Origin of the sequence: Kitasatospora albolonga, from assembly GCA_002082585.1 — a bacterium.
In the GTDB taxonomy this organism is placed as follows: Bacteria; Actinomycetota; Actinomycetes; order Streptomycetales; family Streptomycetaceae; genus Streptomyces; species Streptomyces stephensoniae.
Map to the genome: position 1 here is coordinate 4,518,237 of CP020563.1, position 26,596 is coordinate 4,544,832.

23 protein-coding genes and 1 CRISPR repeat array are annotated in these 26,596 nt (G+C 72.0%); of the genes, 6 read left to right on the top strand and 17 right to left on the bottom strand.

Translation table 11 applies throughout. From position 1 onward, the window contains the following. Positions 1 to 202: 202 nt before the first annotated feature. The 5 genes from B7C62_19780 to B7C62_19800 form a co-directional block, all read right to left on the bottom strand. Positions 203 to 421, bottom strand: a complete 219-nt coding sequence (locus tag B7C62_19780) for a hypothetical protein (protein ID ARF74226.1) — start codon at positions 419 to 421, stop codon at positions 203 to 205. 359 nt (positions 422 to 780) lie between these two features. Further along, positions 781 to 1,359: direct repeats of the CRISPR family, unit length 29 nt; unit sequence GGGACCACCCCCGCACGCGCGGGGACCAC. 188 nt (positions 1,360 to 1,547) lie between these two features. Then, the gene (locus B7C62_19785) at positions 1,548 to 2,951 is read right to left on the bottom strand and encodes a beta-glucosidase (protein ARF74227.1); all 1,404 of its coding nucleotides are present in this window, start codon (positions 2,949 to 2,951) and stop codon (positions 1,548 to 1,550) included. 88 nt (positions 2,952 to 3,039) lie between these two features. Next, on the bottom strand, positions 3,040 to 3,954 hold the full coding sequence (locus B7C62_19790) for a sugar ABC transporter permease (GenBank protein ID ARF74228.1): 915 nt from the start codon (positions 3,952 to 3,954) through the stop codon (positions 3,040 to 3,042). Continuing rightward, on the bottom strand, positions 3,951 to 4,931 hold the full coding sequence (locus tag B7C62_19795; GenBank protein ARF74229.1) for an ABC transporter permease: 981 nt from the start codon (positions 4,929 to 4,931) through the stop codon (positions 3,951 to 3,953). Before B7C62_19795 ends, B7C62_19790 begins: the two co-directional genes overlap by 4 nt. A gap of 172 nt (positions 4,932 to 5,103) precedes the next feature. Continuing rightward, entirely contained in the window at positions 5,104 to 6,414 is a 1,311-nt protein-coding gene (locus tag B7C62_19800) for a sugar-binding protein (GenBank protein ID ARF74230.1), read from the bottom strand. Positions 6,415 to 6,659: 245 nt separating this feature from the next. Here B7C62_19800 and B7C62_19805 point away from each other — a divergent pair, with 245 nt between their 5' ends. Then, a complete protein-coding gene (locus tag B7C62_19805) occupies positions 6,660 to 9,518 on the top strand; it encodes a glycoside hydrolase (GenBank protein ARF74231.1) in 2,859 nt (952 codons plus the stop codon). A gap of 138 nt (positions 9,519 to 9,656) precedes the next feature. Here the strand turns inward: B7C62_19805 and B7C62_19810 are convergent, their stop codons facing one another. Continuing rightward, positions 9,657 to 10,700 carry a LacI family transcriptional regulator gene (locus B7C62_19810; protein ARF74232.1) on the bottom strand — a complete coding sequence of 348 codons (1,044 nt, stop codon included), beginning with the start codon at positions 10,698 to 10,700 and terminating at the stop codon, positions 9,657 to 9,659. 201 nt (positions 10,701 to 10,901) lie between these two features. Here B7C62_19810 and B7C62_19815 point away from each other — a divergent pair, with 201 nt between their 5' ends. Both B7C62_19815 and B7C62_19820 read left to right on the top strand, forming a co-directional pair. Continuing rightward, positions 10,902 to 11,177, top strand: coding sequence for a hypothetical protein (locus tag B7C62_19815; GenBank protein ID ARF74233.1), 276 nt, complete (start codon positions 10,902 to 10,904; stop codon positions 11,175 to 11,177). A gap of 79 nt (positions 11,178 to 11,256) precedes the next feature. Beyond that, entirely contained in the window at positions 11,257 to 11,520 is a 264-nt protein-coding gene (locus tag B7C62_19820; GenBank protein ID ARF77277.1) for a hypothetical protein, read from the top strand. Between the two features lie 115 nt (positions 11,521 to 11,635). Here the strand turns inward: B7C62_19820 and B7C62_19825 are convergent, their stop codons facing one another. Together B7C62_19825 and B7C62_19830 are read right to left on the bottom strand one after the other, a co-directional pair. Beyond that, complete coding sequence (locus B7C62_19825) at positions 11,636 to 11,989, bottom strand: PRC domain containing protein (GenBank protein ARF74234.1); 354 nt, start codon at positions 11,987 to 11,989, stop codon at positions 11,636 to 11,638. Positions 11,990 to 12,179: 190 nt separating this feature from the next. Further along, positions 12,180 to 12,350 carry a hydrophobic protein gene (locus tag B7C62_19830; GenBank protein ARF74235.1) on the bottom strand — a complete coding sequence of 57 codons (171 nt, stop codon included), beginning with the start codon at positions 12,348 to 12,350 and terminating at the stop codon, positions 12,180 to 12,182. 200 nt (positions 12,351 to 12,550) lie between these two features. Here B7C62_19830 and B7C62_19835 point away from each other — a divergent pair, with 200 nt between their 5' ends. Next, positions 12,551 to 15,109 (top strand): histidine kinase, encoded by a 2,559-nt coding sequence (locus B7C62_19835; protein ARF74236.1) that lies wholly within the window; start codon positions 12,551 to 12,553, stop codon positions 15,107 to 15,109. Positions 15,110 to 15,196: 87 nt separating this feature from the next. On the opposite strand, the gene B7C62_19840 is transcribed toward B7C62_19835, so the two are convergent. From B7C62_19840 to B7C62_19865, 6 genes are all read right to left on the bottom strand, one after another. Next, the gene (locus B7C62_19840; GenBank protein ARF74237.1) at positions 15,197 to 15,610 is read right to left on the bottom strand and encodes a response regulator; all 414 of its coding nucleotides are present in this window, start codon (positions 15,608 to 15,610) and stop codon (positions 15,197 to 15,199) included. 37 nt (positions 15,611 to 15,647) lie between these two features. Then, complete coding sequence (locus B7C62_19845; GenBank protein ID ARF74238.1) at positions 15,648 to 17,552, bottom strand: hypothetical protein; 1,905 nt, start codon at positions 17,550 to 17,552, stop codon at positions 15,648 to 15,650. Positions 17,553 to 17,705: 153 nt separating this feature from the next. Beyond that, the gene (locus B7C62_19850; protein ID ARF74239.1) at positions 17,706 to 18,335 is read right to left on the bottom strand and encodes an oxidoreductase; all 630 of its coding nucleotides are present in this window, start codon (positions 18,333 to 18,335) and stop codon (positions 17,706 to 17,708) included. Between the two features lie 130 nt (positions 18,336 to 18,465). Beyond that, positions 18,466 to 20,022, bottom strand: coding sequence for a PTS alpha-glucoside transporter subunit IIA (locus tag B7C62_19855; GenBank protein ID ARF74240.1), 1,557 nt, complete (start codon positions 20,020 to 20,022; stop codon positions 18,466 to 18,468). A 57-nt stretch (positions 20,023 to 20,079) separates the two neighbouring features. Next, positions 20,080 to 21,060, bottom strand: a complete 981-nt coding sequence (locus B7C62_19860; protein ARF74241.1) for an N-acetylmuramic acid 6-phosphate etherase — start codon at positions 21,058 to 21,060, stop codon at positions 20,080 to 20,082. Positions 21,061 to 21,116: 56 nt separating this feature from the next. Next, positions 21,117 to 22,037, bottom strand: a complete 921-nt coding sequence (locus B7C62_19865; GenBank protein ID ARF74242.1) for an RpiR family transcriptional regulator — start codon at positions 22,035 to 22,037, stop codon at positions 21,117 to 21,119. A 105-nt stretch (positions 22,038 to 22,142) separates the two neighbouring features. On the opposite strand from B7C62_19865, the gene B7C62_19870 reads away from it, so the two are divergent. Together B7C62_19870 and B7C62_19875 are read left to right on the top strand one after the other, a co-directional pair. After that, positions 22,143 to 22,511 (top strand): hypothetical protein, encoded by a 369-nt coding sequence (locus tag B7C62_19870; GenBank protein ARF74243.1) that lies wholly within the window; start codon positions 22,143 to 22,145, stop codon positions 22,509 to 22,511. After that, positions 22,508 to 22,777, top strand: coding sequence for a hypothetical protein (locus tag B7C62_19875; GenBank protein ARF74244.1), 270 nt, complete (start codon positions 22,508 to 22,510; stop codon positions 22,775 to 22,777). Before B7C62_19870 ends, B7C62_19875 begins: the two co-directional genes overlap by 4 nt. 163 nt (positions 22,778 to 22,940) lie before the next feature. Here the strand turns inward: B7C62_19875 and B7C62_19880 are convergent, their stop codons facing one another. From B7C62_19880 to B7C62_19890, 3 genes are all read right to left on the bottom strand, one after another. Next, complete coding sequence (locus B7C62_19880; GenBank protein ID ARF74245.1) at positions 22,941 to 24,245, bottom strand: chemotaxis protein; 1,305 nt, start codon at positions 24,243 to 24,245, stop codon at positions 22,941 to 22,943. A 114-nt stretch (positions 24,246 to 24,359) separates the two neighbouring features. Next, positions 24,360 to 25,604 carry a hypothetical protein gene (locus B7C62_19885; GenBank protein ARF77278.1) on the bottom strand — a complete coding sequence of 415 codons (1,245 nt, stop codon included), beginning with the start codon at positions 25,602 to 25,604 and terminating at the stop codon, positions 24,360 to 24,362. A gap of 161 nt (positions 25,605 to 25,765) precedes the next feature. Continuing rightward, positions 25,766 to 26,500 (bottom strand): hypothetical protein, encoded by a 735-nt coding sequence (locus B7C62_19890; protein ARF74246.1) that lies wholly within the window; start codon positions 26,498 to 26,500, stop codon positions 25,766 to 25,768. Positions 26,501 to 26,596: the final 96 nt, after the last annotated feature.

Sequence of the window (26,596 nt, forward strand, 5' to 3'; positions counted from 1 at the left end):
CAGGCCCGCGCTTGCGGCCTGCCCGGGGTGCGGAATCGGCTTTGTGCGGCCGGAGTTGGCTGTTGCCCGACGCGGAGGTCCTGATGGTGCGAGCCTGCGGCCGAGACCTTGATCCCAGCCCCCCCCCCGGGAGGTCGGCGGAGAGCCGAGGGCGGGTAGGGCAGCAGGGCCCGATGGGTTGCGGTCCCAGGGCGGCGGCGCGTCAGCTCTGTGCGGCCTCGTCGCCCGCCTGCCCGGCGCCGTCCTCAGCCGCGCCTGCCTTCTCGCGCATCTTGCGTACCAGCTCCGCCTTCTGGTCGGCCGCGCTCCGGCGGTCGAGGTTGCGGTGCGGACCGTTGTTCTGCCGCTCGGCGCGGGACAGCCTCTTGCGCTGACCGCCGCCCTGGCCCACGGGGTTGTTGATGTTCTTGCTCACGGTCATGGGCTCTCCCGGTAATGATGCGTGAAGTGGTTGACGGATTCATCGGTGGAGGACGGGCGGCGGCGACGTCGAAGGACGTCAGCAGGGGCCCATCACGCTCTCACTCGTAAATCGGCGCCCGGAAGAATACGACAAGACGTTACCCGGTTCCGTCGGCCCCGCACACCAGCCTTCTCGCGGCCCCATTATCGGCCGGGCCTTCGGCGAGCACCCGGGGCAGCTGTCTCCTTCCGGGACTCATCAGCACCCGTCAGTACCCGGTGGCGGTCGCCGCCCGCCACCGGGCGATCAGTCGGGAGCACGACAGCTTGAGCTGCCGATGGCCCTCAGCGCCTCTGCGGTTCTCCTCGGCCAGCCGCCGGGGGACCCCCGCACGCGCGGGGACCACTGGGCTCGACGTTCCCCTGTGAGGCCGGGCAGGGGACCACCCCCGCACGCGCGGGGACCACACCCGGCGAGTGACCCAGCGAGCGAACACACCGGGACCACCCCCGCACGCGCGGGGACCACTTGATGAAGCTGATCCGCGTGGCCAGGAACGCGGGACCACCCCCGCACGCGCGGGGACCACGCGATCCCCGGGTTCGTCCAGTACGACATGCGGGGACCACCCCCGCACGCGCGGGGACCACGTTGACACGACGACCCGGAATGGTCAGCAGCTGGGACCACCCCCGCACGCGCGGGGACCACTCGTCGACGCAGGGTCGTCGACGCTCGCACTGGGGACCACCCCCGCACGCGCGGGGACCACCTCACCGGAGCCGTCTGACCAGTGCCTTTCGGGGGACCACCCCCGCACGCGCGGGGACCACCGGATCGGCCGTCCTGGCACCGGGGGGACGGGGGGGACCACCCCCGCACGCGCGGGGACCACTCGAACTGGTCGAGGTCCGGGGCGACCGGGATGGGACCACCCCCGCACGCGCGGGGACCACAGTTCCTGACCTGCGCGTTTACGCGGCCAGGGTGCTGTTTTTCCTTACTTCTTGAGAAACGGACATATCGGCCTCACTTCATAGGGTGCCCGCGGCGCAAGCCGCCCAGCCCCATTCTTCAGCACAGCAAGGCAGGCCGGGGCCCGGTTACGGGCGCGAGCGCCGACCGCCCCGCCCCAGCCCCGCCCCTACCCCCGCTCCAGCCCACCCCGCGCGATAACCCCCGCGTACCACCGCGCGCTGTCCTTCACCGTCCGGCGCTGTGACGCGAAGTCCACGTGGACGATGCCGAAGCGCTTGCTGTAGCCGTACGACCACTCGAAGTTGTCCAGCAGCGACCACAGGAAGTAGCCGCGTACGTCCACCCCGTCCTCGATCGCCCGGTGTACGGCCGTGAGGTGCGCGTCCAGGTACGCCACCCTCTCCGGGTCGTGGACCTGGCCCTCCGGGTCCGCGTAGTCGTCGTACGCCGCCCCGTTCTCGGTCACCAGCAGCGGCAGGCCCGGGAGTTCGTCGCGGAGGCGGGTCAGGAGTTCGTACAGGCCGTTCGCGTCCACCGGCCAGTCCATCGCCGTGCGCGGGCCCTCCGCCGGGGTGAACGCCACGTGCTCCTCGGCGCCCGCCCAGGGGGAGGGGGAATCGGAGCTGCCCGCCGAAACCACGCTCGGGGAGTAGTAGTTGATGCCCAGCGAGTCGATCGGGGTGGAGGTGACCTCCAGGTCGCCCGCCTTCACGAACGACCAGTCCGTCACCCCCGCCGTGTCCGCCACCAGGTCCTCCGGCAGCCGCCCGTGGAAGACCGGGTCCAGGAAGATCCGGTTCGCCACCGCGTCGATCCTCCGCACCGCGTCCCGGTCCGCCGCCGTGTCCGTCAGGGGGCGCAGGGCGTGGAGGTTGAGGGTGAGGGAGATCTCCGCCGTGTCGGGGAGGCGGTCGCGCAGGACCCGGGTCGCGCCGCCGTGCGCCAGGTTGAAGTGGTGGGCGGCGCGCAGTGCGGCGAGGTCGCTGGTGCGGCCGGGGGCGTGGACCCCGTTCCCGTACCCCAGAAACGCCCCGCACCAGGGCTCGTTGAGCGTCGTCCACGTCGTCACCCGGTCCCCCAGCGCCCCGGCCACCAGGCCCGCGTACTCCGCGAACCGGTGCGCCGTGTCCCGCTCCGGCCAGCCGCCCGCGTCCTCCAACTCCTGGGGCAGGTCCCAGTGGTAGAGCGTGGCGACCGGGCGGATGCCTGCTCCCAGCAGCTCGTCCACCAGGCGGCGGTAGAAGTCCAGGCCGCGTTCGACCGCCGGGCCCCGGCCCGTCGGCTGGACGCGGGGCCAGGAGACGGAGAACCGGTAGTCCGTGACGCCCAGGTCCTTCATCAGCCGGACGTCCTCGGGCATCCGGTGCAGATGGTCGGCGGCGATGTCCCCGGTGTCGCCGTTGCGGACCTTGCCGGGGGTACGGCTGAACGTGTCCCAGATCGACGGCGTACGGCCGTCCTCGGTGGCCGCCCCCTCGATCTGGTAGGCGGCGGTGGCCGTGCCCCAGCGGAAGCCGGTGGGGAAGCGGAGCCCCGTCCCGGTCTCGGGGCGGGCGTCGACAGCGGTCATGAGACGGACACTCCAGAAGTGAGGGGAGGAGAAGGAGGAGAAGGGGGAGAGGGAGGAGGGGAGGCGGAAGGGGGGCGGGCGGGCAGCCTCAGCCCTTCACCGCGCCCTGCATGATTCCGCCCACGATCTGCCGGCCCAGCAGGCCGAACACCAGCAGCACCGGCAGCGTGCCGAGCAGCGTGCCCGCCATGATCACCGACTGGTCGTTGACATAGCCGCCGCCCAGCTGCCGCAGCGCGACCTGCACGGTCGGCTCCTGCGAGGACAGCGCGATGATCGGCCAGAAGAAGTCGTTCCACGCCGTCATGAACGTCAGCATCCCCAGCACCGCCATTCCCGGCCGCGCGATCGGGATCACGATCGACCAGAAGATGCGCGCCGTGGATGCGCCGTCCACCCGGGCCGCCTCGATCAGTTCGTCCGGCAGCGACTGCACCAGGTACTGGCGCATGAAGAAGACCCCGAACGCCGAGACCAGGCCGGGCAGGATCACCGCCTGGAGCTGGTTCACCCACTGGAGTTCGGCGATCAGCATGAAGAGGGGGATCACGCCGAGCTGCGGCGGGATCATCATCGTGCCGATCGTCAGCGTCAGCAGCGCGCCCCGGCCCTTGAACTTCAGCTTGGCGAAGGCGAATCCGGCCAGCGTGCAGCACAGGACCGTACCGAGCGTGATCGAGCTCGACACGATCAGCGAGTTCAGCAGCGCCTTGCCGATGTCCGCCTCTTCGAGGACCTGCTCGAAGTTCTTGATCAGGTTCGGGCCCGGCAGCAGGCTCGGCGGCACCTGCGCCATGTCCGCGTTGGACCGGCTGGCCGCCACGATCGTCCAGTAGAAGGGGAATGCCGAGATGAGGAGGGCGAAGCCGAGGATGACGTACGAGAGCCAGCCGCCCTTCATCGTCCGGCCCGCGCCCCTCTTGCGGAGGCGTCGGCCGGGCGGTGGTGTCTGCGGCGGGCCGTCCTTCCCGGGGGCGGTCGGCGGTGCGGCGAGCGCGGTCATCGGCCGGCCTCCTTGCGTGTGCGGCGGCGCACGATCAGGGCGTTGACCCCGACGATCACCACGATCAGGACGAACATCACCCAGGCGATGGCCGCGGCCCGGCCCAAGTGGAAGAAGCCCCAGCCCTGTTCGTACATGTACAGGCCGAGCGTCTGGTACTGGTGCGAGATCCCGCCCGAGATTGAACCCTCGAACAGCAGTGGCTCACCGAAGAGTTGGGTCGCCCCGATCGTGGAGATGATGACCGTGAAGATGATCGTGGGGCGCAGGCCCGGCAGCGTCACATGGATGAACTGGCGCCAGCGCGACGCCCCGTCCATCTCCGCCGCCTCGTACAGCTCGTGCGGGATCGACTGCATGCCCGCCAGGTAGATCAGCGCGTTGTAGCCCGTCCACCGCCAGATCACGATGGTCGACACCGCGATCTGCGAGGCGACCGTGCCCGTCTGCCAGTCCACCGGGTCGAAACCGACCAGCCCGATCACGTAGTTGATCAGCCCGAAGTCCCGGCCGAAGAGCTGCGCGAAGACGAGCGTGGCCGCGGCCACGGACGTCGCGTACGGGAGCAGGATCGCCGTCCTGATGAACGTCCGGCCGCGCAGCTTGTAGTTGAGCAGGTGCGCCAGGCCCAGCGCCATCGCCAGCTGCGGGACCGTGGACAGCACGCCGATGGTGAACGTGTTGCGCAGCGAGGTCCAGAAGAACTCGTCGCTGAAGAGCGCCGTGTAGTTGGCGAGCCCCCGCCACTCCATCTCGCCGCTCGTCTGGAGCTCGACCCGGTAGAGGGAGACGAACGCCGTGTAGAGGAGCGGGAAGAGGCCGAAGGCGAGGAAGAGGGTGAAGAAGGGGGCGATGTAGGCGTACGGCGATGCCTTGCGCCAGGTGCGCCGGAGAGCGGCTGCCCGGCCGTCGTCGGGCCCGGGTCCGGTTCCGGCCGGGCGGCGGGGCCCGGCCTTCGCGGTGGCGGTGAGGGACACGGTGCGGCCCTTCGGGATCGGGGGAGCGATGAGTTACGAGGAGGGGGCGGAGTCACGGGTCACGCGGAGGGGTACGGGGGTGGGGCCGGGCCACCGTGGTGCGCACCGGTGGACCGGCCCCGGACAGAAGGGGGGAGAAAGGGGAGGAGAGAGGGGACGCGGCGCGTCGGCGTCAGCCGATCACGTTCGCCACGCCCTTCTTCGCCGTTCCCCACGCCTTCTCCGACGAGACGCCCTTGCGCTCGACCTCGCTCAGCGCGTTCGTGATCTGCTGCATCACGTTCTGGTCGTGCACCCCCAGCACCTGCACCGGGGACTCCTTGGCCGCGTCACCGAAGATCTGGCCGATCGGGGCGTTGGAGAAGTACGCGTCCTTGGCGTCCGCGATCTTCTCGATGGCGCCCGTCGAGGAGGGGAAGTTGCCCTGCTTCTGGAAGACCTTCGCCTGCTGCTCGGGGGCGGTCAGCCACTCGATCAGCTGGTACGCCTCCTTCTTGTGCTTGGCCGCACGCGGGATGGAGAGGTACGAGCCGCCCCAGTTGCCCGCGCCGCCGGGCAGCTTGGCGATGTCCCACTTGCCCTGGCCCTTCTCGCCCGCCTGGCCCTTCACATAGCCGAGCATCCAGGCCGGGCACGGGATCGTGGCGAACGAACCGGCGGCGAACGCCTGGTTCCACTGCGGGGACCACTGGTCGAGCTTGGCGCTCAGGCCCGCCTCGGCCGCTTCCACGGAGGCGTCCCAGGCCGCCTTGACCGCCGGGTTCTTCTCGTAGATCAGCTCACCGGAGGCGTCGTAGTACCGCTCCTCCTCCTGGCCGATCATGATCCCGTAGAGCGAGGCGACGCTGTCCAGCCAGGCGCTCTTGGCGGGGGCCTTCTTCTTGTACTCCTTGCCCAGCTCCAGGTAGCCGTCCCACGTGGCCCACTTCTTCGCGAGCTCCTCGCGGTCCGTGGGGAGGCCGGCCTGCTTGAAGAGGTCGGTGCGGTAGCACATCGCCTCGGGGCCCACGTCCGTGCCGAGGCCGAGGATCTTGCCGTCCTTCGTGGTCGCCGCCGACCACTTGGCCTCGGCGAACTCGCCCTTGAGCTTGTCGGCGCCGAATTCCTTCAGGTCCTGGAACTTGTCGGACTGCTGCTGGGTGACCGACGCGATCCGGCCCACCTCGACGCCCTGCACGTCCGCGAGGCCACCGCCGCCCGCCAGGCGGGTCTGGAGCGACTTCCAGTAGTCCGCCTCGTCCTGGGTGTCGCTCTGCTTGATCGTCACACCCGGGTTGAGCTTCTGGTACTCCTCGTACAGCCCGGCCTCCTTGAAGCCGAAGGAGCCGAAGAGGTCGACGGTGAGCGTGACCTTCCCGCCCGCACTGTCGGAGGAGTCGGAGCCGGACGAGTTACCGGCTCCGCAGGCGGCGAGGAGCGCCCCGACGAGGGCGACCGCGCCGAGGCGGACGGTGGCCCGCTTGGCGGCTCGGGCGATGGGCATGGGAAGCCTCCCTTGGCTTCGGGATGAACCGAGCGCTTGAGAGCGCTCTCAAACCTGCGTCTGGAGCGTCCCCCACCACCCCCGCCCCGTCAAGACTCGAACGCATAACAGCTTGGCGTTACGGCCGATCGCCGCCCAACTGCCTTCCCTGTGCGTTCTCTTGACACCCACGTTTCAGGAGTTTTACGTTCCTTGGCACTTGAGAGCGCTCTCGAAACTCTCGAAAGTGCTCTTCGTCCCCCCCCATGATCGAGGTGCTGCTCGTGCAAGCCTCCCTCCCCAGACCCGCCCCCCGGACCTCCTCCCGGATCTCTTCCCGGCTCGCCTCCAGGCCCGCCGCGGCGACCCTTCTGGCCATCGCCCTGGCCGCCGTCGGCCTGGGCCCCGCCGCCTCCCCCGCGGCCGCCGCCACCATTCCCGCGGGTTCCGGCAGCTATACCGACACCCGCCCCGCCGGTACGTCGGGACCCACGACGAACACCGGTACACCCGTCACCCCCAAGGTCACCGCCGCCGCCCGGGACAAGCCGGTCCCGACCAACGACTGGTGGTCCTCGCTCGCCTTCCAGCGCTACGGCGACAACCCGTACTCCACCCCCATGTACGGCCACCCCCTCACCTACCAGGCCAAGGCCAACGGCCTGGAGGTCGGCTACCCGACCACGCCCGCGATCGTCGGGGACGGCCGGCAGTACGAGTACGCCCACAAGGCCGACCTCACCGTCGGCCTCACCGGGCTGAACTCCCCGGACACCAAGGCCGACGCCTGGTCCGACTGGACGGTTACCCCCTACTGGGCGGACGGCTCCCGCACCTTCCGGGCCACCATCGGCCACGGCATGCCGTTCGTGTACGCCAAGGGGTCCGGCGGCGACGCCCGCATCACGACCGCCTCCACGCCCACGGTCTTCTCCGACCAGGGCAACGTCGTCGGCATCACGGTCGCCGGGCACCACTACGCCCTCTTCGCGCCGACGGGGTCCGACTGGAACATATCCGGCACCACGATCACCGCCGGGCTCGGCTCCAAGGACTACTTCTCGCTGGCCGTGCTGCCCTCCACGGACGCGCTCGCGACCTACCGCAAGTACGCCTTCAGCTTCGTCACCGGCTCCCAGGTGTCCTGGCAGACCACCGGCGGCAACGTACGGGCGACCTACACCCTGACCACGGAGGCCAGGGAGGGCACGGAGCGCGGCACGCTCCAGGCCCTCTACCGCCACCAGTGGCTGCACACGAGTGACGCGCTGACCCCGTACACGTACGTCTCGCCGCGCGGCACGATGAAGGTGCGCGAGTCCGCCTCCTTCACCACCAGCCAGCGCAACAACGGCGTGGTGCCCGCGCTGCCCGCCGCCAGTGGCGTCGACCGGGCGCGGCTGACCGGCTACCTCAACGAGGTCGCCAACGCCTCGGACCCCTTCTCCGGGGCGCGTGACACCTACTGGACCGGCAAGGCGCTCGGCAAGCTCGCCCAACTGGTGCCCGTCGCCGACCAGATCGGCCAGACCGCCGTCCGCGACAAGCTCCTCGGCCTGATGAAGGGCCGGATGCAGGAGTGGTTCACGGCGGGCGGGGCCAGCGAGTTCAGCTACGACAAGGACTGGAAGACCCTCACCGGCTACCCGGCCTCGTACGGCAGCGACACCGAGCTCAACGACCACCACTTCCACTACAGCTACTACGTCTACGCGGCGGCGATCATCGCCCAGTACGACCCGGCCTGGGCGGCCGACTCGGCCTGGGGCACGATGGTCAAGCACCTCATCCGCGACACCGCCAACCCCAGCCGCACGGACGCGGCGTACCCCTTCCTGCGCGGCTTCGACGTCTACGCGGGCCACAGCTGGGCCTCCGGCCACCAGGGGTTCGCGGCGGGCAACAACCAGGAGTCCTCCTCGGAGTCCATCAACCTCAGCGCCGGCCTGGTGCTGTGGGGCGCGGCCACCGGGGACAACTCCCTGCGTGACCTCGGCAGTTACCTGCTGACCACCGAGTCCGAGGCGATCACCCAGTACTGGTTCGACGCGAACGAGCAGGTCTTCCCCGCCTCGTACCGGTACGGAACGGTCGGCATGGTCTGGGGCAGCGGCGCCTCCTACTCCACCTGGTGGACGGCGAACCCCGAGGAGATCCACGGCATCAACGTCCTTCCCGTGACGGGTGGTTCACTCCACCTGGCCCGTGAGAAGGCCGCCATCAAGCGGAACATCGCCGAGATGGAGCGCGAGAACGGCGGACCGGCCCAGGAGTGGCGCGATCTTCTCTGGGAGTTCGAGGCGCTCTCCGACCCGGCGTCGGCCAAGGCCAAGTGGGACGGCGTGAACGGGAATTACACCCCGGAGGAGGGCGAGTCCAAGGCCCACACCTACCACTGGATCACCACCCTCGACACGCTCGGCGCCCCGGACATGACGGTCAGCGGCGACCTGCCCACCTCCGCCGTCTTCTCCAAGAACGGCACCCGCACCTACACCGCCCACAACCACGGCTCCACCACCCGTACGGTGACCTTCTCCGACGGCAAGACCCTTTCCGTACCGGCCCGTTCGACGGCCACCAGCACGGGCCCCGGCGGCGGCGACCCCGACCCGGACCCCGACCCCGACCCGGGCACCCCCTCCACCGGTAACACCTTCCGGCTGAAGACCGGTGGCGTCCTCACCACCGCCACCACCGACCCGGCGGGCGCGGACACCATCGCCTCGGCCGACGGCGTGAACCGGGACGGCACCCCGTACCGCCCGAACGTCTACGAGATCAAGCGCGTCAACGGCAAGGTCTCCGCCGGGGCAGCCACCGCGTTCCGCCTCCGGGTGGACGCGGGCACCCGGGTCGGGCTCGCCCCGCAGGTCCGGGTCAGCTACGACCTGACCGGCGACGGCACCTTCGACCGCACCGAGACCTTCCGCTACTTCGCCACCGACCCGGTCAACGGGTGGGAGGAGTACACGCAGGCGGCGGGCGTCCGGGCCACCACCGGCAGCCTGGGCGAGCTGAAGAACGGCACGGTCCGCCTGGAGATCTGGAACGCGCTCGGCAACGGCACGTCCCAGGTGCAGACGGGGACGGACGCGGCGGTGCTGAGAATCCCGTACGTGTAGGGCGTGCGCGACTCCGTACGCGTAGGTGTACGTGTACGTGTACGGAAGCATGCGTAGACCGCTGATGTACGGGCACGATCCGTGCGGCGGGTCTCCGGCTCCTCAGGGCGGAGGCCCGCCGTACTCGTTCCCCCGTGATCACGCCGAGGCGCGGCGTACCAGCGTCGTCGGAGTGATCACCGAGTCCGGCGCCGGGCCGTTCCCCGTACGGTCCCGGTCCAGGCCGCGCAGCAGCAGCCGGGCCATCAGCCGGCCCTGGCCCTCGATGTCCTGGCTGACGGTGGTCAGCGGCGGGTCGGTCTCCTCGGCCACCCCGTCCATGTCGTCGAACCCGACGATCGCCACCTGCTCCGGCACGGACACCCCGCGCTCCCGCAGGACCCGCAGCGCGCCCGAGGCCATCAGGTCGTTGGCGACGAACACCGCGTCCAGGTCGGGCCGCCGCTCCAGCAGCCCGGCCATCGCCCGCGCCCCGCTCTCCACGGTGAACGCCCCCTCCGCGACCAGCGTCGGGTCCACGTCCAGCAGCACGTCCCGGTAGCCGTCGAGGCGGTCCATCGCGGAGGTCTGGTCGGGCGGCCCGCCGATGTGCGCGATCCGCTCCCGGCCGAGGTCCCGCAGATACTGCACGGCGACCCGCGCCCCGCCCCGGTTGTCGGCGTCCACATACGGAACGGCCTGGTCACCGGGGTCGGCGGTCCAGCCGGGCCGCCCCCCGTACACCGTCGGAATCCCGGCCCGCCGGGTGATCGCGGGCAGCGGGTCGTCGGTGTGGAGCGAGAAGGCGAGCGCCCCGTCGACATGGCCGCCGGAGAGATAGCGCGCGATCCGGTCGAAGTCGCCGGGCCCCTCCACCAGCAGCAGGACGAGCTGGGTGTCGTGGGCGGTCAACTCCTTGCTGATGCCCCGGATCTGCTGCGAGAAGAAGGGGTCCGAGAAGATCCGTATCTCCGGCTCGGCGATGACGACGGCCACCGCACCGGTCCGCCGGGTCACCAGCGTCCGGGCCGCGTGGTTGGGGATGTAGCCGAGCTCGTCGACCGCCCGGAGCACCTTGTCGACCAGCGGTTTGCGGACCCCGTCGCCCCCGTTGACGACCCGCGAGGCGGTGGCTCGGGAGACCCCCGCACGTGCCGCGACGGCTTCCAGGGTGGGCCGGGACCCGGGGGACTGCTCGGGCAAGGCGGTTGCTCCTCGTCGACGGGGGCGTCGGCGCGCGGGGTGGTGCGGGGCCCGTGCCGTCGCCGGATCGGCTACAGCCTAACGCCGGGGCGGTGACGCCGCTGAGAGCGCTTTCAAGCGGAAGGGGCGACTCTTCTCGGCCCGGTGAGCGTTGGACACGCTGGGTAGGCATTCACCTACTCGGAGTGGAAGGTGTGCAGCATGGAAGCGACGGAGCGGTGCGCGGTGGCGGCGGACGGAGTACGGGGGGCGGAGGGCGCGGTGCGGGATGCGGTGCGGGAGGCGGAGGACGCGGTGGCACGGCTGAAGGAGGGGCTGGCCGGAGTGGGCGTGACGCTGCCTTCGCTGCGGGTCGATCCCGTCTCGTGTGCGGGCAACGAGCCGACGCCCCTGGTCGACCTGGGCCGCTGCAACATCGACACCGCGTTGCGGCTGTGCGAGGTGCTGGCGGAGAAGGGGAGCGGCCATGGCGGGTGAGGGAGTTCAGCCGGGGGCGCATGAGGCGGTGGGGGCGGGCGAGGCGGTGAACGGGCCTGAGGGGGCGGGGGCGTCCGAGATGGCGGGGGCGTCCGAGGGGGTGGGGGTGCCTGAGGTGGTGGGGGTGCCTGAAGTGCCTGAGGCGGGGGCGTTCGTGGTGGACAGCCGGGACGGGCGCGTCGGCCGGGTGATCGGCCTGGCCGACGGGGACGTACGGCTGAGGCCGCCGGGCGGGGGGCCGGAGTGGGCCTGCCCGGCGGACGCGGTGCGGCCCGCCCCGCCGGGGGTGGTGCTGCGGGCGCGGGTGACGGAGATCAACCGGGAGGGGCAGCTGCCGCGTTGAGGCGTCCGCGGTGGTGGCCGGGGCGGCGGGGCCGGTGGGCGTACGCGTGAGGCGGCGGGGCCGGCCCCTCCTCGGGGTCGGGCCCGCCGCCGTACAGGGGGAACGCGGGGGTGGGTCACATGATGCGGAACGCCAGGTAGTACGCGGAGACCTGGGCCTGGTAGCCCGGGTCCTCGGTCTGCCGGTGGCGGTCGAACTCCGGCGAGTCCTTGACCTGTTCCTTGGTGAGGTCCACGTAGACCTTGCGGTCCTCCGTGTCGATGTGCCGGACCGTGCCCGCCGGGAGCAGGACGTCCTTGCCGAAGATCCAGGTGCCGGTGTCGACGAGCAGATAGGCGGAGCCGGCCTCGTCGGAGTGCTTGTCGACCTTGCCGATGCTGCCGTCGGTCGCCTCCACCGTATATCCGGAAAGATCGGCTCCCGCAGTATGGCCGCTCGACGGCTGGTAGCCCCACAGGGATTCGCTCATTTTGTGGCTCCTTTCGCGAGGTCGATTCAGCTCGTTACATCATTCTCGGTACATCATTTACGGGTCGTTGAGTTCCGTGTGCCCGGGGAATCCCGGCCTACACATGGGCGGCTCCACGGGGGTGGCGCAAACGGGGCCGGGACCGGGCATCAGCCCGGTCCCGGCCCCGTTTCCCGCTGGTCAGCGACGCTTACCAGCGATACCACCGGCCTCGTCGGCCACCGCCTCCGGCGGGCCGGACGAAGAAGCCCACGACCCAGAGGACCAGGACGATCACGGCTATCCACCAGAGAGCCTCAAGGGCGAATCCGGCACCGAAGAGAAGCAGGATGAGCAGAAGAACGAGAAGCAGGGGAACCATAGTTATCAACCTCCGGAAAATCAGGTTCCCGGCATCGCTTTCTCTACACACCTCATCCGTCGATCATTTTTATTTTTTCTTCACATGGCGAAAGTGCCTGGTGGGGGGCGGGGAGGGCCGGGTGTGCGCGGGGCGGGGCGGGTGAGGGTGGTAGGAAGGCTCGCGAGCGGGGCGACGGACGGCGGGACGGAGACAGGGCAGTGTCCGACGAGGTACGGGGATGGCTCTCCCCGAAAGCGGTGGCGGCCGAGGCCGGTGTGAGCCAGGAGTTCGACCTCTCCCAGTGCGTACGGGAGCCGATCCACCTGCTCGGCGGTGTCCAGTCGTACGGTGCCCTCGTCGCCGCCCGGCTGCACGACTCCGTGGTGGACACGGTGAGCCGGAACACGGGGGAGGTGCTCGGGCGGGCGGCCGGGGAGCTGGTCGGGCGGCCGGTCACGGAGCTGATCGGGGCGGAGCAGTGGGCGCTGGCACTGGAGAGTACGGAGGTGGCGGCGGGGGGCCCGGAGCCCGACGCGGCCTCTTCGGGGGCCGCCGCTGCTTCTCCGGGGGCTCCCGTATCGGGGCCCGGCGCATCGAGGGATTCCGCATCGAGGGATTCCGTCTCGGGGGCTTCCGCGTCGAGGGATTCTGTCTCGGGGGCTTCCGTGCCGGAGTCCGGCGCCGCTTCTCCGGGCGGGGCCGCCTCCTCCGGTGTGCTGTCCCTCTCGCTGGAGCGGGACGGGCAGGCCCGGCTCTTCGACGTGACCGTCCACCGGGTCGCGGAGCTGCTGGTGCTGGAGTTCGAACCGCGGGCGGCGGACGGGCCGTTCGTGTTCCAGAACTTCTATCCCCGGGTGCGGCGCGCCCTGCACCGGCTCCAGGGCGCGGCCGACGTCACCGAGTGCTGCGCGGCGGCCGTCCGTGAGGTGCAGGCGCTCACCGGCTACGACCGGGTGGTGGCGTACCGGTTCGACGGTGCCGAAGGCCCCGGCCAGGTCATCGCGGAGGCGCGTACCGAGGGGCGGGAGCCGTGGCTGGGGCTGTGGTTCCCGGCCAGCGACATCCCGCCGCAGGCCCGCCGCCTCTACGCCCGCAACTGGATTCGGGTCATCGGTGATGTGGACGACGCGACGGTGGGGCTGCTGCCCGGGCTGCGGGAGGGGACCGGGGAGCCGCTGGACCTGTCGGGCTCGGTGCTCCGTACGGTCTCCGGCTACCACCTGGAGTACCTGCGCAACATCGGGGTGGCCTCGTCCATGTCCGTATCGCTGCTGCACGACGGCGAGTTGTGGGGGCTGATCGCCTGCCACGGTGACGAGCCGCGGCGGCTGACCCCCGAAGTGCGGGCGGCCTGCGAGTTCTTCGGGATCGCGCTGTCCCTGCAACTGGCGGCCGTCGCCGGGCGCGAGCAGGCGGACGAGCTGTCCGGCTACCGGCGGGCGCTCGCCACGCTGCTGGCCCGGCTCACCTCCCAGGCGCCGGACGCCCTGCTGAGCCCCGGCTCCGGCGTGGTCGAACTCCTCGACGCGGACGGGGCGTTGCTTCTTCGGGGTACGGAGACACTGACGACGGGGGCCCCGCTCCCCGCCGGGCTGCCCGGACTGCTGGAGCGGCTGGCGGACGCCGGTCCGGTGGGCGAGGTGTGGAGCAGCGACCGGGTGCCGGAGGTGCTGGGGCTCGACCCGGCGGAGGCGGAGGCGCAGGGGCTGCCCGCGGGCCTCCTCGTCCTCCCCTTCAGCCGGGACGGCGACCTGCTGGCCTGGTGGCGCCGCGAACGCCCCGCGCCCCGGGAGTGGGCGGCCGATCCGGCCCGCCCGGTGCGTACGGGGCCGGGCGGTGAGCGGCTGACCCCGCGCGGTTCCGCCGCCGTCTACCGGGCGACCGTACGCGGGCGGAGCGAGCCGTGGACCCCCGCGCAGCGGATCGTCGCCGGGGAGCTGTGGCGGGAGATCTCGGGCCTGCTGAGCCGCCGGATGGCGGAGCTGGCGGCGCGGAACACCGAACTCGCCCGGACCAACGAGGACTTGGACTCCTTCGCACATGCGGCGGCCCATGATCTGAAGGAGCCGTTGCGGGGGATTTCGAACGCGGCGGCCTTCATCGTCGAGGACGCCGGTTCCGTACTGGACGCGACCTCGCTGCGCCGGCTCACCACCGTACGCCGCCTCGCGGAGCGCATGGACGGGCTGCTGGACTCGCTGCTCCACTTCTCGCGCCTCGGCCAAGTGGGCCTGGAGCGCGAGCTGTTGTCGCTGGACGAGGTGGTGGACGACGCGCTGCTCGTCGCCGGGGACCGGCTCGCGGAGCAGGGGGTGCGGGTGGTGCGCCCCGCCGCCCTGCCCCGGCTGCGGGCGGACCGGGAGCGGCTGCGCGAGGTGCTGGAGAACCTGTTCGTCAACGCGGCCAAGTACGCGGCGGACGAGGGTTCGGGGGAGCGGCGGGTGTGGGTGGAGGTGGCGTCCGTGGTGCCGCCGGGGGAGGAGGACGGACGGGCGGTGACGGCTGTCGTCGTACGCGACAACGGCATCGGGATTCCGCCCGCCCAGCAGGAGGACGTCCTCCAGCTGTTCCGCAGGCTGCACCGGCGCGAGGAGCGGGGCGGCGGCTCGGGCGTCGGCCTCGCCGTGGTCAAGCGGATCGTGGAGCGGCACGGGGGGCGGCTGTGGCTGGAGAGCCCGGCCACGGCCCCGGACGGCGGCGGGGTGCCGGGCGGCGGTCCGGGCACGGCGGTGTGGTTCACGCTGGGCGGGGAGGACGCCCCGGCGGACGACGACTGACCCCGGCCCCGCGCCGGAGGGGGCGTGCCGGAGGGCGTGTGCGGCGGCTCGGCGAGGGAGCGGCCCCCACCGGAGGGGGCGTGCCGCCTACCCGGTCGGCTTCTGCGTCATCCAGAAGTCGACCGCACCCCGCAGAACCGTCTGGAACAGCTCGAAGTTGACCGGCTTGTAGATGTAGCTGTCCGCGCCCGCCGCGTAACACGCGTCCTCCTCCGCCGAGGAGGTGGACGAGGTGAAGACGACGACCGTCAGGGAGGCGCACGCGGGGTGCGCGCGGAGGTTCGACAGGAGCGTCAGGCCGTTCGTGCCCGGCATGTTGAGGTCGAGCAGCACCAGGTCCGGCGTACGGGCGGCGGGGTCGAGGAGGCGGGGCACCACGGCGTCGCTGCGGGGCGCGAACTCCACGTGCAGGGAGGGGTGGGAGCGGGACAGGGCGCGCTGGATGGCCTCGGTGTCCTCCTCCGAGTCCTCCACGACGAGAATCAGCCCGTCGCTGTTCATCGGGACCCTGCCGGGGTGGCCCGGCCGGTGGGGGTCTTCATCGCAGGGCCGCCTGTTCGAGGTGGAGGTGGTGGGGGAGCGGACCGGCGTCCGGCGTGATGCCGGTCCAGCGGGCCACGAGCAGGGCGATGTCGTCCTGTCCGGAGGCGCGGAAGACCTTGGCCTGCCGGGCCAGGCTCTCCGCGATGTGGGTGGCGTCGAAGCCGCGGAGGGCGGCGAGCCGCCCGGGCAGGACGGCCTCGAAGAAGACCCCGCCCGCTTCCCGGGACTCCGTCAGTCCGTCGGTGAACAGCACCAGGGTGTCGCCGGGGGCGAGTTGCTCCTCGTGGCTCCCGTAGGAGACGTCGTCCAGGACGCCGAGCAGGAGCCCGCCGGAGAGCACTTCGGAGACCGTACCGTCGTTGCGGAGCACCAGGGGCGCGGGGTGCCCGGCGCTGCACGTGGTGAGCCGCGCGGTGCCGTCGGCCCGGGGCGTCAGCGTCGTGACGACCGCCGTGAGGAAGCGGCTCGCCCGCTCCTGGCGCAGGGCCCGGTTGAGCCGGCTCAGGGCGGTGCCCGGGTCGGTGCCCTCCTCCAGCAGGGTGCGCAGGGTGTGGCGGGCCAGACCGGTGAGGGCCGCCGCCTCCGCGCCGCGTCCGCAGACGTCGCCGATCAGCAGGGCGATGCTGCCGTCGGGCCGGGGTACGGCGTCGTAGAAGTCGCCGCCCACGTCGAGCATGGGGTCGCCGACCTCGTAACTCGCGGACAGGTCCCACTGGTCGGTGACCGGGAGCTGCGAGGGGAGCAGGTGCTCCTGGAGGGAGAGGACGGCGTTGCGGCGGAGCTCATAGAGGAGGGCGTTGTCGATGGCGAGGGCGGCGCGGGTGGCGAGGCTGCGGAGGAAGGCGCTGTCGGGCAGCCGGGCCTCGGGCCGCTGGTAGACGAAGGTGATGCTGCCGACCACGCGGCCCCGGGCGCGGAGCGGGCTGATGCTGACGACGGTGGGGGTGGGGCTGCTTTCGGCGCTGCCGGTGTCTCCGGCGCTTTCGGGGTCTCTGGGTTTCCCGGGGGCCCTGGTGTCTTCCGCGCCCCCGATACCCCTTGCGCCGGGCGCGTTCGCGGAGGTTGCGGCGGAGGTGTCCGCGAAGGGGGAGCCGTTGAGCGCGGCGCCGCTCAGGAACAGCGTGTCCTCGTCCTCGCCCCGGCGCGCGAGCAGCGCCGCCAGCCACGGGTCGTCGCGGCCCGCCTCCTCCAGCGCGCGCTGCTGCTGGACGGCGACGTGCGTGGCGGCGACGAACTCCGGACCCTCGCCGCGCAGCAGATGGACGAGACATCCGTCGGCGACGGCCGGAACCGCGATCCGGGCGACCCGCCGCAGGGTGTCCTCCACGTCCAGCGACGAGTCCATCTGGAGCGACGCCTCGGCGAGCAGCGCGTCGTCCGCGCCCCGGCGGGCCTCGCGCCCGCGCTGGAGGATGCCGGTGTGGCAGGCGACGATGACGTCGACGGCCTGCGCCAGCCGGCGCTCGACGGAGGCCAGGTCCGCCGAGTCGTCGACGGCGACGCCGAGCGTGGCCCAGCCCCGGTGGTCGAGCCGGAAGGTGCAGGCCACGACGGTGGCCCCCGGCGCCTGCCGCAGGAACTCCGCCTCCGGCCACACCGCGTCGTCCAGCCCGGCCACGGCGGACCGGGTCACCACGGGTTCGCCGCCCGGCTCGCGTACGGCGGCCCCCGGCATCGACCGCGTGGTCGCGACGATCACCGGGGCGTCGCTCCCGGCGCTCAGGGCGCGCATGTACCGCAGGACGTGCTGCTCGTCCCACCGCGTGCCCACGACGAGGTGGACCCCCGGGGTGGCGAGGAGCGGCGCGTAGACGTCGTCCGCCAACGCCGCGACCTCCTCGGCCCGCGAAGCCGCCTGCCAGAGCCGGTGCAGCGCACTGGACCACGTGTCGTCGACCATGTCCCCGCCCTCCGGTGCCGTCTCGTCTCCCGAACGCGGCCTTGTCTGCCGTACGCGGTCGTGTCTGCCGTACGAGGCGTTGTCCTCCGCCCTCGGCCAGTATGACCGGCGGGCCGGAATTCATGCCGTGGGAGGGATCACGGCTGTGCCCTTCTAGCCCGCCTGCGGGCGGGTCACCACCTTGATGTTGAAGGTGTGCGACCCCACCCCGCCCGCGATCCCCATGAAGAGGAACGCGAAGTGCTCCTGGCCGCGTGCGGTGGTGATGCCTCCGATGTCCAGCTGGGAGGAGGGCGGCCAGCCGAGGTCCGTGAGGAGGCGGCCGGTGGTCCGCTTGGCCTCGGCGTCGTCGCCGGAGAGGAAGACCGTGCCCGGTTCGGTGAGGTCGCCCGGGGTGGTCATGGTGGTGGAGTCCATCGTGCAGAGCGTCTTGACGACGGGGGTCAGCGGGAACGCTTCCTGGATCAGCTCGCCCAGGCTGCTGTTGGGGTGGGTGAGCTCGGAGAAGTCGTCGGAGAGACCGACCCCGACGTCGATCAGCAGGGTCCCGGCCAGCGCCGGGGCCCCGATGGAGCGCAGCAGCTCCACGGAGACGCCTCCCGGCGTGGCGTTGACCAGCACCTCCGCGTGCGCGGCCGTCTCGTCGAGGCCCGCGACGGGGAGGCCGAGACCGGTGCGCTCCTTCGGGTGGCGTGATCCGAGGAGGACGTCGTGTCCTGCGGCGCGCCAGCCGTGGGCCAGGGCGCGAGCTACATTTCCGGTGCCGAGCAGTCCTATACGCATGAGAACGACGCTAGCCAGCGGGGCGGGCGGGGCGTATCGGGCCGGAGACGGGAGCGCGCCGGGACCTGAGGCGTAGTTCTCGAGGTCCGGGGGGTACGGGGATGGAACCCGTACCCGTGCACGCGGTCCGTCAGACCCCCGCCGGGGTCTTCTCCGGGGAGCCGGGGTCCGTGCCGTCGGGGTCTCCCGGTGAGGCGGGGTGCGGGGACGGGTGGGGGCCGCCCGTGGCGGCGACCGTGGAGGGGGCCGGGTCCTGGGAGACGTTGAACTCGGTGAGCAGGTCCTTGCTGAAGCCGAAGAAGTACGTGGCCAGGAAGCCCGCCACGTAGCCGACCAGCAGGCCGGCCCCGTAGATCGCGATCGTGGTGCCCAGGCCGTGGTTGCCGTCGACCAGCGGGAACAGGGCCCAGCCGGACGGGCCGATGGCGGTCGAGCCGACCGTGTCGCCGAGCTGGTGGAACAGGCCGACGAAACCGCCGCCGAACGCGCCGCCCACGCACGCCGTGACGAACGGGCGGCCCAGCGGCAGCGAGACGCCGTAGATCAGGGGTTCGCCGACGCCCAGCAGACCCGCCGGGAGCGCGGACCTGATGGTGCGGCGGATCGACTCGTTGCGGGGGAGGCGGAAGTAGACCGCCATCGCCGCGCCGACCTGGCCCGCGCCCGCCATCGCCAGGATCGGGAGCAGGACCGTGTACCCCTGCTGCTCGATGAGGGTGGTGTGGATCGGGATCAGCGCCTGGTGCAGGCCCAGCATCACCAGGGGCAGGAACAGGCCGCCGAGGACGAAGCCCGCGCTCGCGCCGCCGTTGGAGAGCAGCCAGTCGGCGAACGTGCCGATCGCGGAGGAGATCTCCCCGGCCACGTACATCAGGCCGAAGATCGTCACCAGGCCCGAGATCAGCACCGTCAGCGTCGGGGTGACCAGCACGTCCAGCGCCTCCGGCACCCAGCGGCGGCACCACTTCTCCACGTACACCGCCAGCACCGCCGCCCCCAGCGCGCCGAGCACACCGCCCTGGCCCGGCGAGAGGGTCTGGCCGAAGGCGTCGATGTTCGCCACGCCCGGGAACACGATGATCGCCGCCACCGCACCGCCCAGGATCGGCGTACCGCCGAACTCCTTCGCCGTGTTGTAGCCCACGAACACCGCGATCAGCGCCATGAAACCGGACGCCATCGCCGCCAGCGCGGGCGTCACGGCGGGCAGCCACCCCAGGTTGACCAGCAGACCGTTGAGGCCCGCGATGATGCCGCAGCCGATGAGGGCCGGGATCAGGGGGACGAAGATATTGGCGATCTTGCGCAGGAACAGCTTGAAGGGGGTGGCGTTCCTCGCCTTCTGCCGCGCCTTGATCGCCGCGCCCTCGGCCGCCAGATCGTCCGCGGAGGCGGAGGCCGTGGGGGCGTTACCCGGAGTCGGTGCCGCCTCCGCCACCAGGCGCTCGAACTCCGGCGTCACCCGCGCCACCGTGCCCGGACCCAGCACGATCTGGTACGTCTCGTCCTCGACCACGCCCATCACGGCGGGCAGCGCCTTCAGCGCCTCGTCGTCCACCAGGGACCGGTCGTGCAGGCCGAGGCGGAGCCGGGTCATGCAGTGGGCGATGGAGCCGACGTTCGCCGCGCCGCCGACGAGCGGGAGGATCGCGGCGGCGGTGGCGCGGTTCTTGTCTTCTGTGGCCATGGTGCTCGGTGCCTTGCTGTGCGGGGGGTGTGGTGCAGGGGGGAGCCTGGGGGCGGGTCAGGTTGCGGTGGTGGGCTTGGCGTTCAGCGCCTTACGGAGGTGGCCGTCCGACTCCGCCAGCCGCTCGGCCGCCGTCGCCGCGTCGACCCGGCCGAGGATCACCAGGATCGCGTGCTTGACCTCGCCGTCGGTGGCGGCGAGCGCGGCCTCGATCTCGGCGTCGGGCGCCCCCGTGGCGAGGGAGACGATGTGCCGGGAGCGGGCCCGGAGCTTCTCGTTGGAGGCGCGGACGTCGACCATGAGGTTCCCGTACGTCTTGCCCAGCCGGATCATCGTGATCGTCGAGATCATGTTGAGGACCAGCTTCTGCGCCGTGCCCGCCTTCAGCCGGGTGGAGCCGGTGAGCAGCTCGGGGCCCGTGACGATCTCCAGGCCGTGTTCCGCCGCGGCGGCCAGCGCCGAGCCCGCGTTGCAGGAGAGCCCGATGGTCAGGGCGCCCTGCGCGCGGGCGTGCTCGACGGCCCCGATCGCGTACGGCGTACGGCCGGAGGCGGAGATGCCGACCACCGTGTCGTCCGCCGTCAGCTTCAGCGCGTCCAGGTCGGCGGCGGCGAGCTCCTTGCTGTCCTCGGCCCCCTCGACGGCCTTCACCATGGCGGACGGGCCGCCCGCGATCAGGCCGACGACCTCGGAGGGGTCGGTGTTGAAGGTGGGCGGGCACTCGCTGGCGTCCAGCACCCCGAGCCGCCCCGCCGTGCCCGCGCCCGCGTAGATCAGCCTCCCGCCCCGGGCCATCCGCCCGGCCGTGGCGTCGATCGCCGCGGCGATCTCCGGGAGGCGCTCGGCGACGGCGGCCGGGACGGTGGCGTCCTCGCCGTTCATCAGCCGCGCGATCTCCGCCGTGGACAGCCGGTCGATCTCGGCCAGCTCGGGGCGGAACGCCTCCGTGGCGAGCGTGGCCAGCTGGGCGCGGAGCTCGCCGTAGCTGTCGGTGCCGGAGGCGTCGGTGGTTCCGGAAGCGTCGGTGGTGGAGGTCATGGAGGGCGGCTCTGCTTTCTCGGGCTTGTTCTCGTACGCGTACGGGTCGTGCGGTGTCAGCGGGTGGAGCGTGGGCTGTGGCGGTGGGCCAGCGCCTCGTAGGAGGCGGAGAGGGCGGGCGCGGCCGTCTCGTACGTACGCTGGGCCACGCCTATGAACAGGCAGTCCACGACCAGCAGCTGGCTCGTCCGGCTCGACATGGCGGCGGGGCGCAGCTCGCTCTCGCGGGCGGTGGACGTGGTCAGTACGTGGTCGGCGTACTGCGATACGGGCCCGTCGGGCCGCCCGGTGATCGCGACCGTCGTCGCCCCCCGGTCGAACGCCACCCGCAGCGGCTCGATGACGTCACCGGTCGAGCCGGAGTGCGTGATCGCTATGGCCACGTCCCCGGCGCGCAGCTGCACGGCGTTGGTCACCGCCAGGTGCGGGTCCGTGTGGGCGTGGGCTATCAGGCCGATCCGGAGCAGCTTCTGCGCGAGGTCCTGGCCGACGAGGGAGGAGGCCCCGACGCCGTAGATGTCGATGCGGCGGGCGGTCGAGGCGGCGGTGACGGCGGCCCCCAGCTGTACGGTGTCCAGCCCGGCGGCGGTGTCCGCGAGGGTCTGCTGCTCGTCGAAGGCGAGCTTGGCGACCACCTCGGCGATCGGGTCGTCCACCGCGATGTCCGCCGTGACGGCGGGGGACCGGCCCGACTCCTGGTGCGCGGCGAGCCCGGCCAGCGCGAGGCGCAGATCCCGGTAGCCGGGGTAGCCGAGGAGGCGGGCGGTGCGGACGACGGTCGCCTCGCTGGTGCCGGTGAGCTCGGCGAGACCGGTGACGGTGAGGGCGGCGCACCCGGCCGGGTCGCCCGCGACGGCTTCGGCGACCAGCTGCATGGAGCGGGTCATGGAGGGCGCGAGCGTCCGCACCTTGGCGGCGAGGGCCGCGGGGGCGGGCGGGGAGTCGCCGCTGAAAATTTCCTTCACGTCTTGGGTCACCTCTGAAAGGTATTTTCAACCCGGGGGTGCGTCAACCCCTCCCGCTGCCCTGTGGTCTGTGCCTCTGGCGCCGCCCCGCGCACGCGCGGGCGCACAATGGGGAGCATGGAGCTGAACCCCCTGGAGCAGGCACTGCACACCGCCCGCGCGCTGGTCATGGCCGATCTCGTCGCGGCGGACGTCGCCGAGGCCGACGTCGTCTCGTTCGTCGAGGACGCCGTGACGCACCGCCGCTGGTGGGTCGAGCAGTGGCCCGAGGGCGCGGAGTTCGTCGCCGGGCTGATCGCCCAGGACGTGCAGGACGCCCTGCTGGAGAAGTACGGGAGGTGGCCGCTCTGCCCCGCCTGCGCCGAGGACGAGCCACACGCGCTGGACGTCGAGCCGGAGCTCGGCCCCGACCCGCACTGGGTGTGCGTCAAGGCGGCGGTGGCCGTGGCGCCGGTGGGGGAGCTGGGCGGGGTACTGCGGCGGTGACCCTTTACATCGACCCGCCCACCTGGCCCGGACACGGCCGCCTCTGGTCGCACCTGGTCAGCGATGTGTCGTTCGAGGAGCTGCACACCTTCGCCGCCGCGATCGGCTGCCCGCCGCGCGCCTTCGAGCGCGACCACTACGACGTACCGGAGGCGTACTACGCGGACGCCGTACGGGCGGGGGCACGGGAGATCGGCTCGAAGGAGCTCGTACGACGGCTCACGGCCGCGGGGCTCCGGCGGCCGAAGGGGCGCGCGGTGCCTTAGGGGGCGTGCCCGGTGCCTTAGGGGGCGCGCGGCACCCTGGAGAGCGTGGCGCCTTTGGGAACGTGCGACGCCCTGAGAGAGCGTGCGACACCTTAGGGAGCGTGCGGCGTCCTAAGAGAGCGCGCGGCGCCCTGAGCCCTGAGAAGTGGTTGGCGCTCCAGCCCTAAGAAGAAGCCGGCTCCGACGCCGTCACCCCGGCCGCCGCCCGGCCCCCGCTCTTCGCGATCAGCCGCGAGCGCGAGAGGCCCCCGCCGCCCCCGCCCCGCTGGAGGCGCAACGACACCGCCACCGCCGCCAGCGCCAGGATTGTCATCCCCGCGCCCGCCCACGCCGTCGCCGCGAAGCCGAAGTCCGCGTCGATCACCGTGCCGCCCAGCCACGGGCCGCTCGTGTTGCCCAGGTTGAACGCGGCCGTCGTCGTGGCCCCGGCCAGCGTCGGGGCCGCCCCGGCCACGTTGAACATCCGGGCGTTCAGCGCGGGGGCCGTGAAGAACGCCGAGAGGCCCAGCAGGAACGCCAGCGCGACGACCGCGACCTGGCTGGAGGCGAACAGGGCCAGCGCCGCCAGGAACACCGTGGACGCCGTGATACCGCTGAGCAGCACCCCGAACAGGTGCGCGTCCGCGACCCGGCCGCCGATCGTCGTACCGATCAGCGCGCCGACCCCGAACAGGCCCAGAATCCACGGCACCCACCCCGAGTCCAGGCCCGCCACATCCGTCAGCAGCGGCGCGAGATAGCTGAAGGCGCAGAACACCCCGCCCGCCGCCAGCGCGGTGATCACGATCGCCAGCCAGACCTGCCGGTCCCGGTAGATCGCCAGCTCCTGCCGGAGCTGCGGCTTCCGCTCCGGCAGCGGGATGTGCGGGATACGGGTGATGACCCCGGCCAGCGCCACCGCCGAGGCCACGCCCACCGCCCAGAACGCCGACCGCCAGCCGAGGTGCTCGCCGAGGAAGGCGCCCATCGGCACGCCCAGCACATTGGCGATCGACAGCCCGCCGATCATCACGGCCATCGCCCGCGCCCGCTGGTTCACCGGCACCATCGCGATGGCCACCGCCGCCCCGACCGCCCAGAAACCCGCGCAGGCGAGCGCGCTCACCACCCGGGAGGCGAAGAGCACCTCGTACGTCGGTGCCAGCGCGCCCGCGACCTGCCCGAGGCCGAAGACCGAGATCAGCGCGATCAGGGTCGTCCGGCGCGGCAGCCGCAGCGTGGCCACGGCGAGCAGCGGGGCGCCGACCACCATGCCGATCGCGAAGGCGGATATGAGGAGTCCGGCCTGTGGGATCGAGACGTTCATGTCGTCCGCGATGGGCGGCAGCAGGCCCGACAGCATGAACTCACTGGTGCCGAGAGCGAAGACCGAGAGGCCGAGGATGTATACGGCCAGCGGCATGGGTGTGCGGCGGCGGGAGGCGGAGTCGGGCATGACTCGTCCCAACGCCGGAGAACGCCCGCGCATTCCCGGCCCCCGGCCTTCTCGGCGGCCGAACATTCCCGGCCCCGGCCTCTCGGCGGCCGACCGGACCGCTGTACGGCGGCCGACCTGACCGCTATTCGGCGGCCGACCTGACCGCTACTCGGCGGGCAGCGCGTTCAGCTTCTTGCCGTGCAGGGCGAAGACGTGCTTGCCGTCGGTGGCCACCAGCCAGGCGCGGTGGTCGCTGGACCCGTCGTTGAACGTCCAGAGCAGGGCGCCGTTCTTCGCGTCGAAGGCGTGGACGCCGCCCTTCTCGTCCAGGTCGGTGGCCCCGTAGAGGGTGGAGCCGACGCGGACGAACTGCCGGGGCACCTGCCCGCCCGCCTTCTTGAGGCTCGTCGACTGCCAGAGGCTCTTTCCGGTCCCCGGCTCGATCGCCCGGAGCGTACGGCCGCTGTCCGCGATGTAGAGCACGCCGTCCAGGACGGCCGGTTCGCTGAAGGTGGTGAACTGCTCGGACTCCACGGACCACTTCTCCGTACCGTCGGAGAGGGCGAACGCCTGGAGCCGCTGCCCCTGCGGGACGATCACCAGGTCCTCGTGGACGGCGAAGGGGCCGTAACTCGTCTTCGTCGTCTTCTGCGTCCACACCTGCCGGCCGGTGGCGGTGTCGCGCACCGTGAGGTTGTTCTTGAAGTCGGTGTAGACGAGGTAGCGGCCCTGTACGGCGGCGTGGACGCCGTTCTGCTGGGTGCCGAGGTCGCGCCGCTCCTTCCAGACGACCTTGCCCGTACGGTTGTCGAGTGCGGCGATCACGTTGGTGCGGGAGGAGTTGTCGGCCTCCAGGATCTCGGCGATGACGTACACCTGCCCGTCGTCCACCGCGACCGGCATCGGCTGCCGGTACTCCTTGCCCAGGCGGCTGCGCCAGGTCTCCTTGCCGGTGGCGGGGGCGTACCCGATGACGTTGCCGTCGAACTTCCCGCTCGCCAGGTACAGGGTGGCGCCGCCGTCGCCGAGCAGCAGCGGGGCGCCGGGGACCGCGCCGCCCTCCAGCGACCACCGCGTCTCGCCGTCGGTCCCCTCCAGGGCGGTCAGCGGGTCACCGCTCGCGATCACCACACCGCCGACGGCCACCAGCTCGTCGTTGTCCCCGTACGTCTCCGCCGAGGTCCTCCTCGCCCACACGGGCGCGGGCGCCTCCCCGTCCTTGCGGGGGGCGGGGGAAGCGTCGCGCGGCGGCGGGATGCTGCCCTCGCCGCCGGTCGCGGACTCGTCCTCGCAACCGGTCAGCCCGGCCCCGAACACCGCCATCGTGATCCCGCCACCGGCCAGGCGAAGTATTCGCCGCCGGGAAGTTCCGCCGGCCGTCGCGCTGTATCCCGTGAACACCTTGGACATGGTGCTGTCCCCCATGGATTCGTCAGAGTGTGTGCAACTGCGATGCCAGACGTTAGCGGTCGTCACGTGTCACCGGCCGGGGCAGGGCGCGACCGGGACGACACCGTGAAAGAACCGGAACATTTGCTGATTGCCTGTCATAGAGGGCCGGTCATGGCCGGTCACTCCGAACCGGGGCGGTCCAGCAGCTCCAGTTCCGTCGCCAGGTTGTGCCGGGCCCGTGCCTCCCACGCGGCCGCCCCGTGCGGCGTACGGAACAGCCTCGGCAGCGCGAGGAGTTGCCGCAGCACCGCCACCCGCCCCGCCCGGAACGCCTCGTCGGGGACGAACCCGTACTCCTCCCGTACCCGCGCCGCATAGTCCGCGTACTCCTGCGGGCCGCCCGCCAGCACCGCCAGGTCCGCGTCGCACAGCACCTCGCCGTTGCGGTCGCCCTCGGCCGGGTCGTGCGTCACGGTGAGCCGGACCAGCCGTGCGACCTCCGCCGTCACCGCCGCCCCCACCCCAGCCTCGGGCAGCGCGCGTTCGGCGAGGGCGGCGCTGCGCTCCTCGTTCTCCGTGCGGTCGGGGCGGTACACCGCGTCGTGGAACCAGGCGGCCAGGCGCACCGCGTGCACATCGTCGGCGTACCCGGCGAGGGTGTCGATCCGGTCCAGGACCGCCGTCAGGTGGGCGGTGGTGTGGTAGCGGCGCTGCGGCTCGTCCCAGCGGGCCAGCAAGTTCTCGGCGTACGGCAGCGGGTCGGGGGCGGAGTCGGGAGCGGGGCCGGGACCGGAGCCGTACGCTCCGGAACGGGCGGCCAGGAGCGTCTCCCGCCAGCGGTCGGGCAGCGCGGCGCGGGAGTTGCCAGTGCCGTGCGGGTCGTACGGGTCGTGAGGGCGCGGGCTGTCCGTCATGGGACGACCTTAGGCCCGGCCGGACGGGGGCGCCCCGGGGGCCGACCGCCCCTCGGACCTGCCCTTGTCGCCCTGTCCCGCAGTCACTACCGTGCG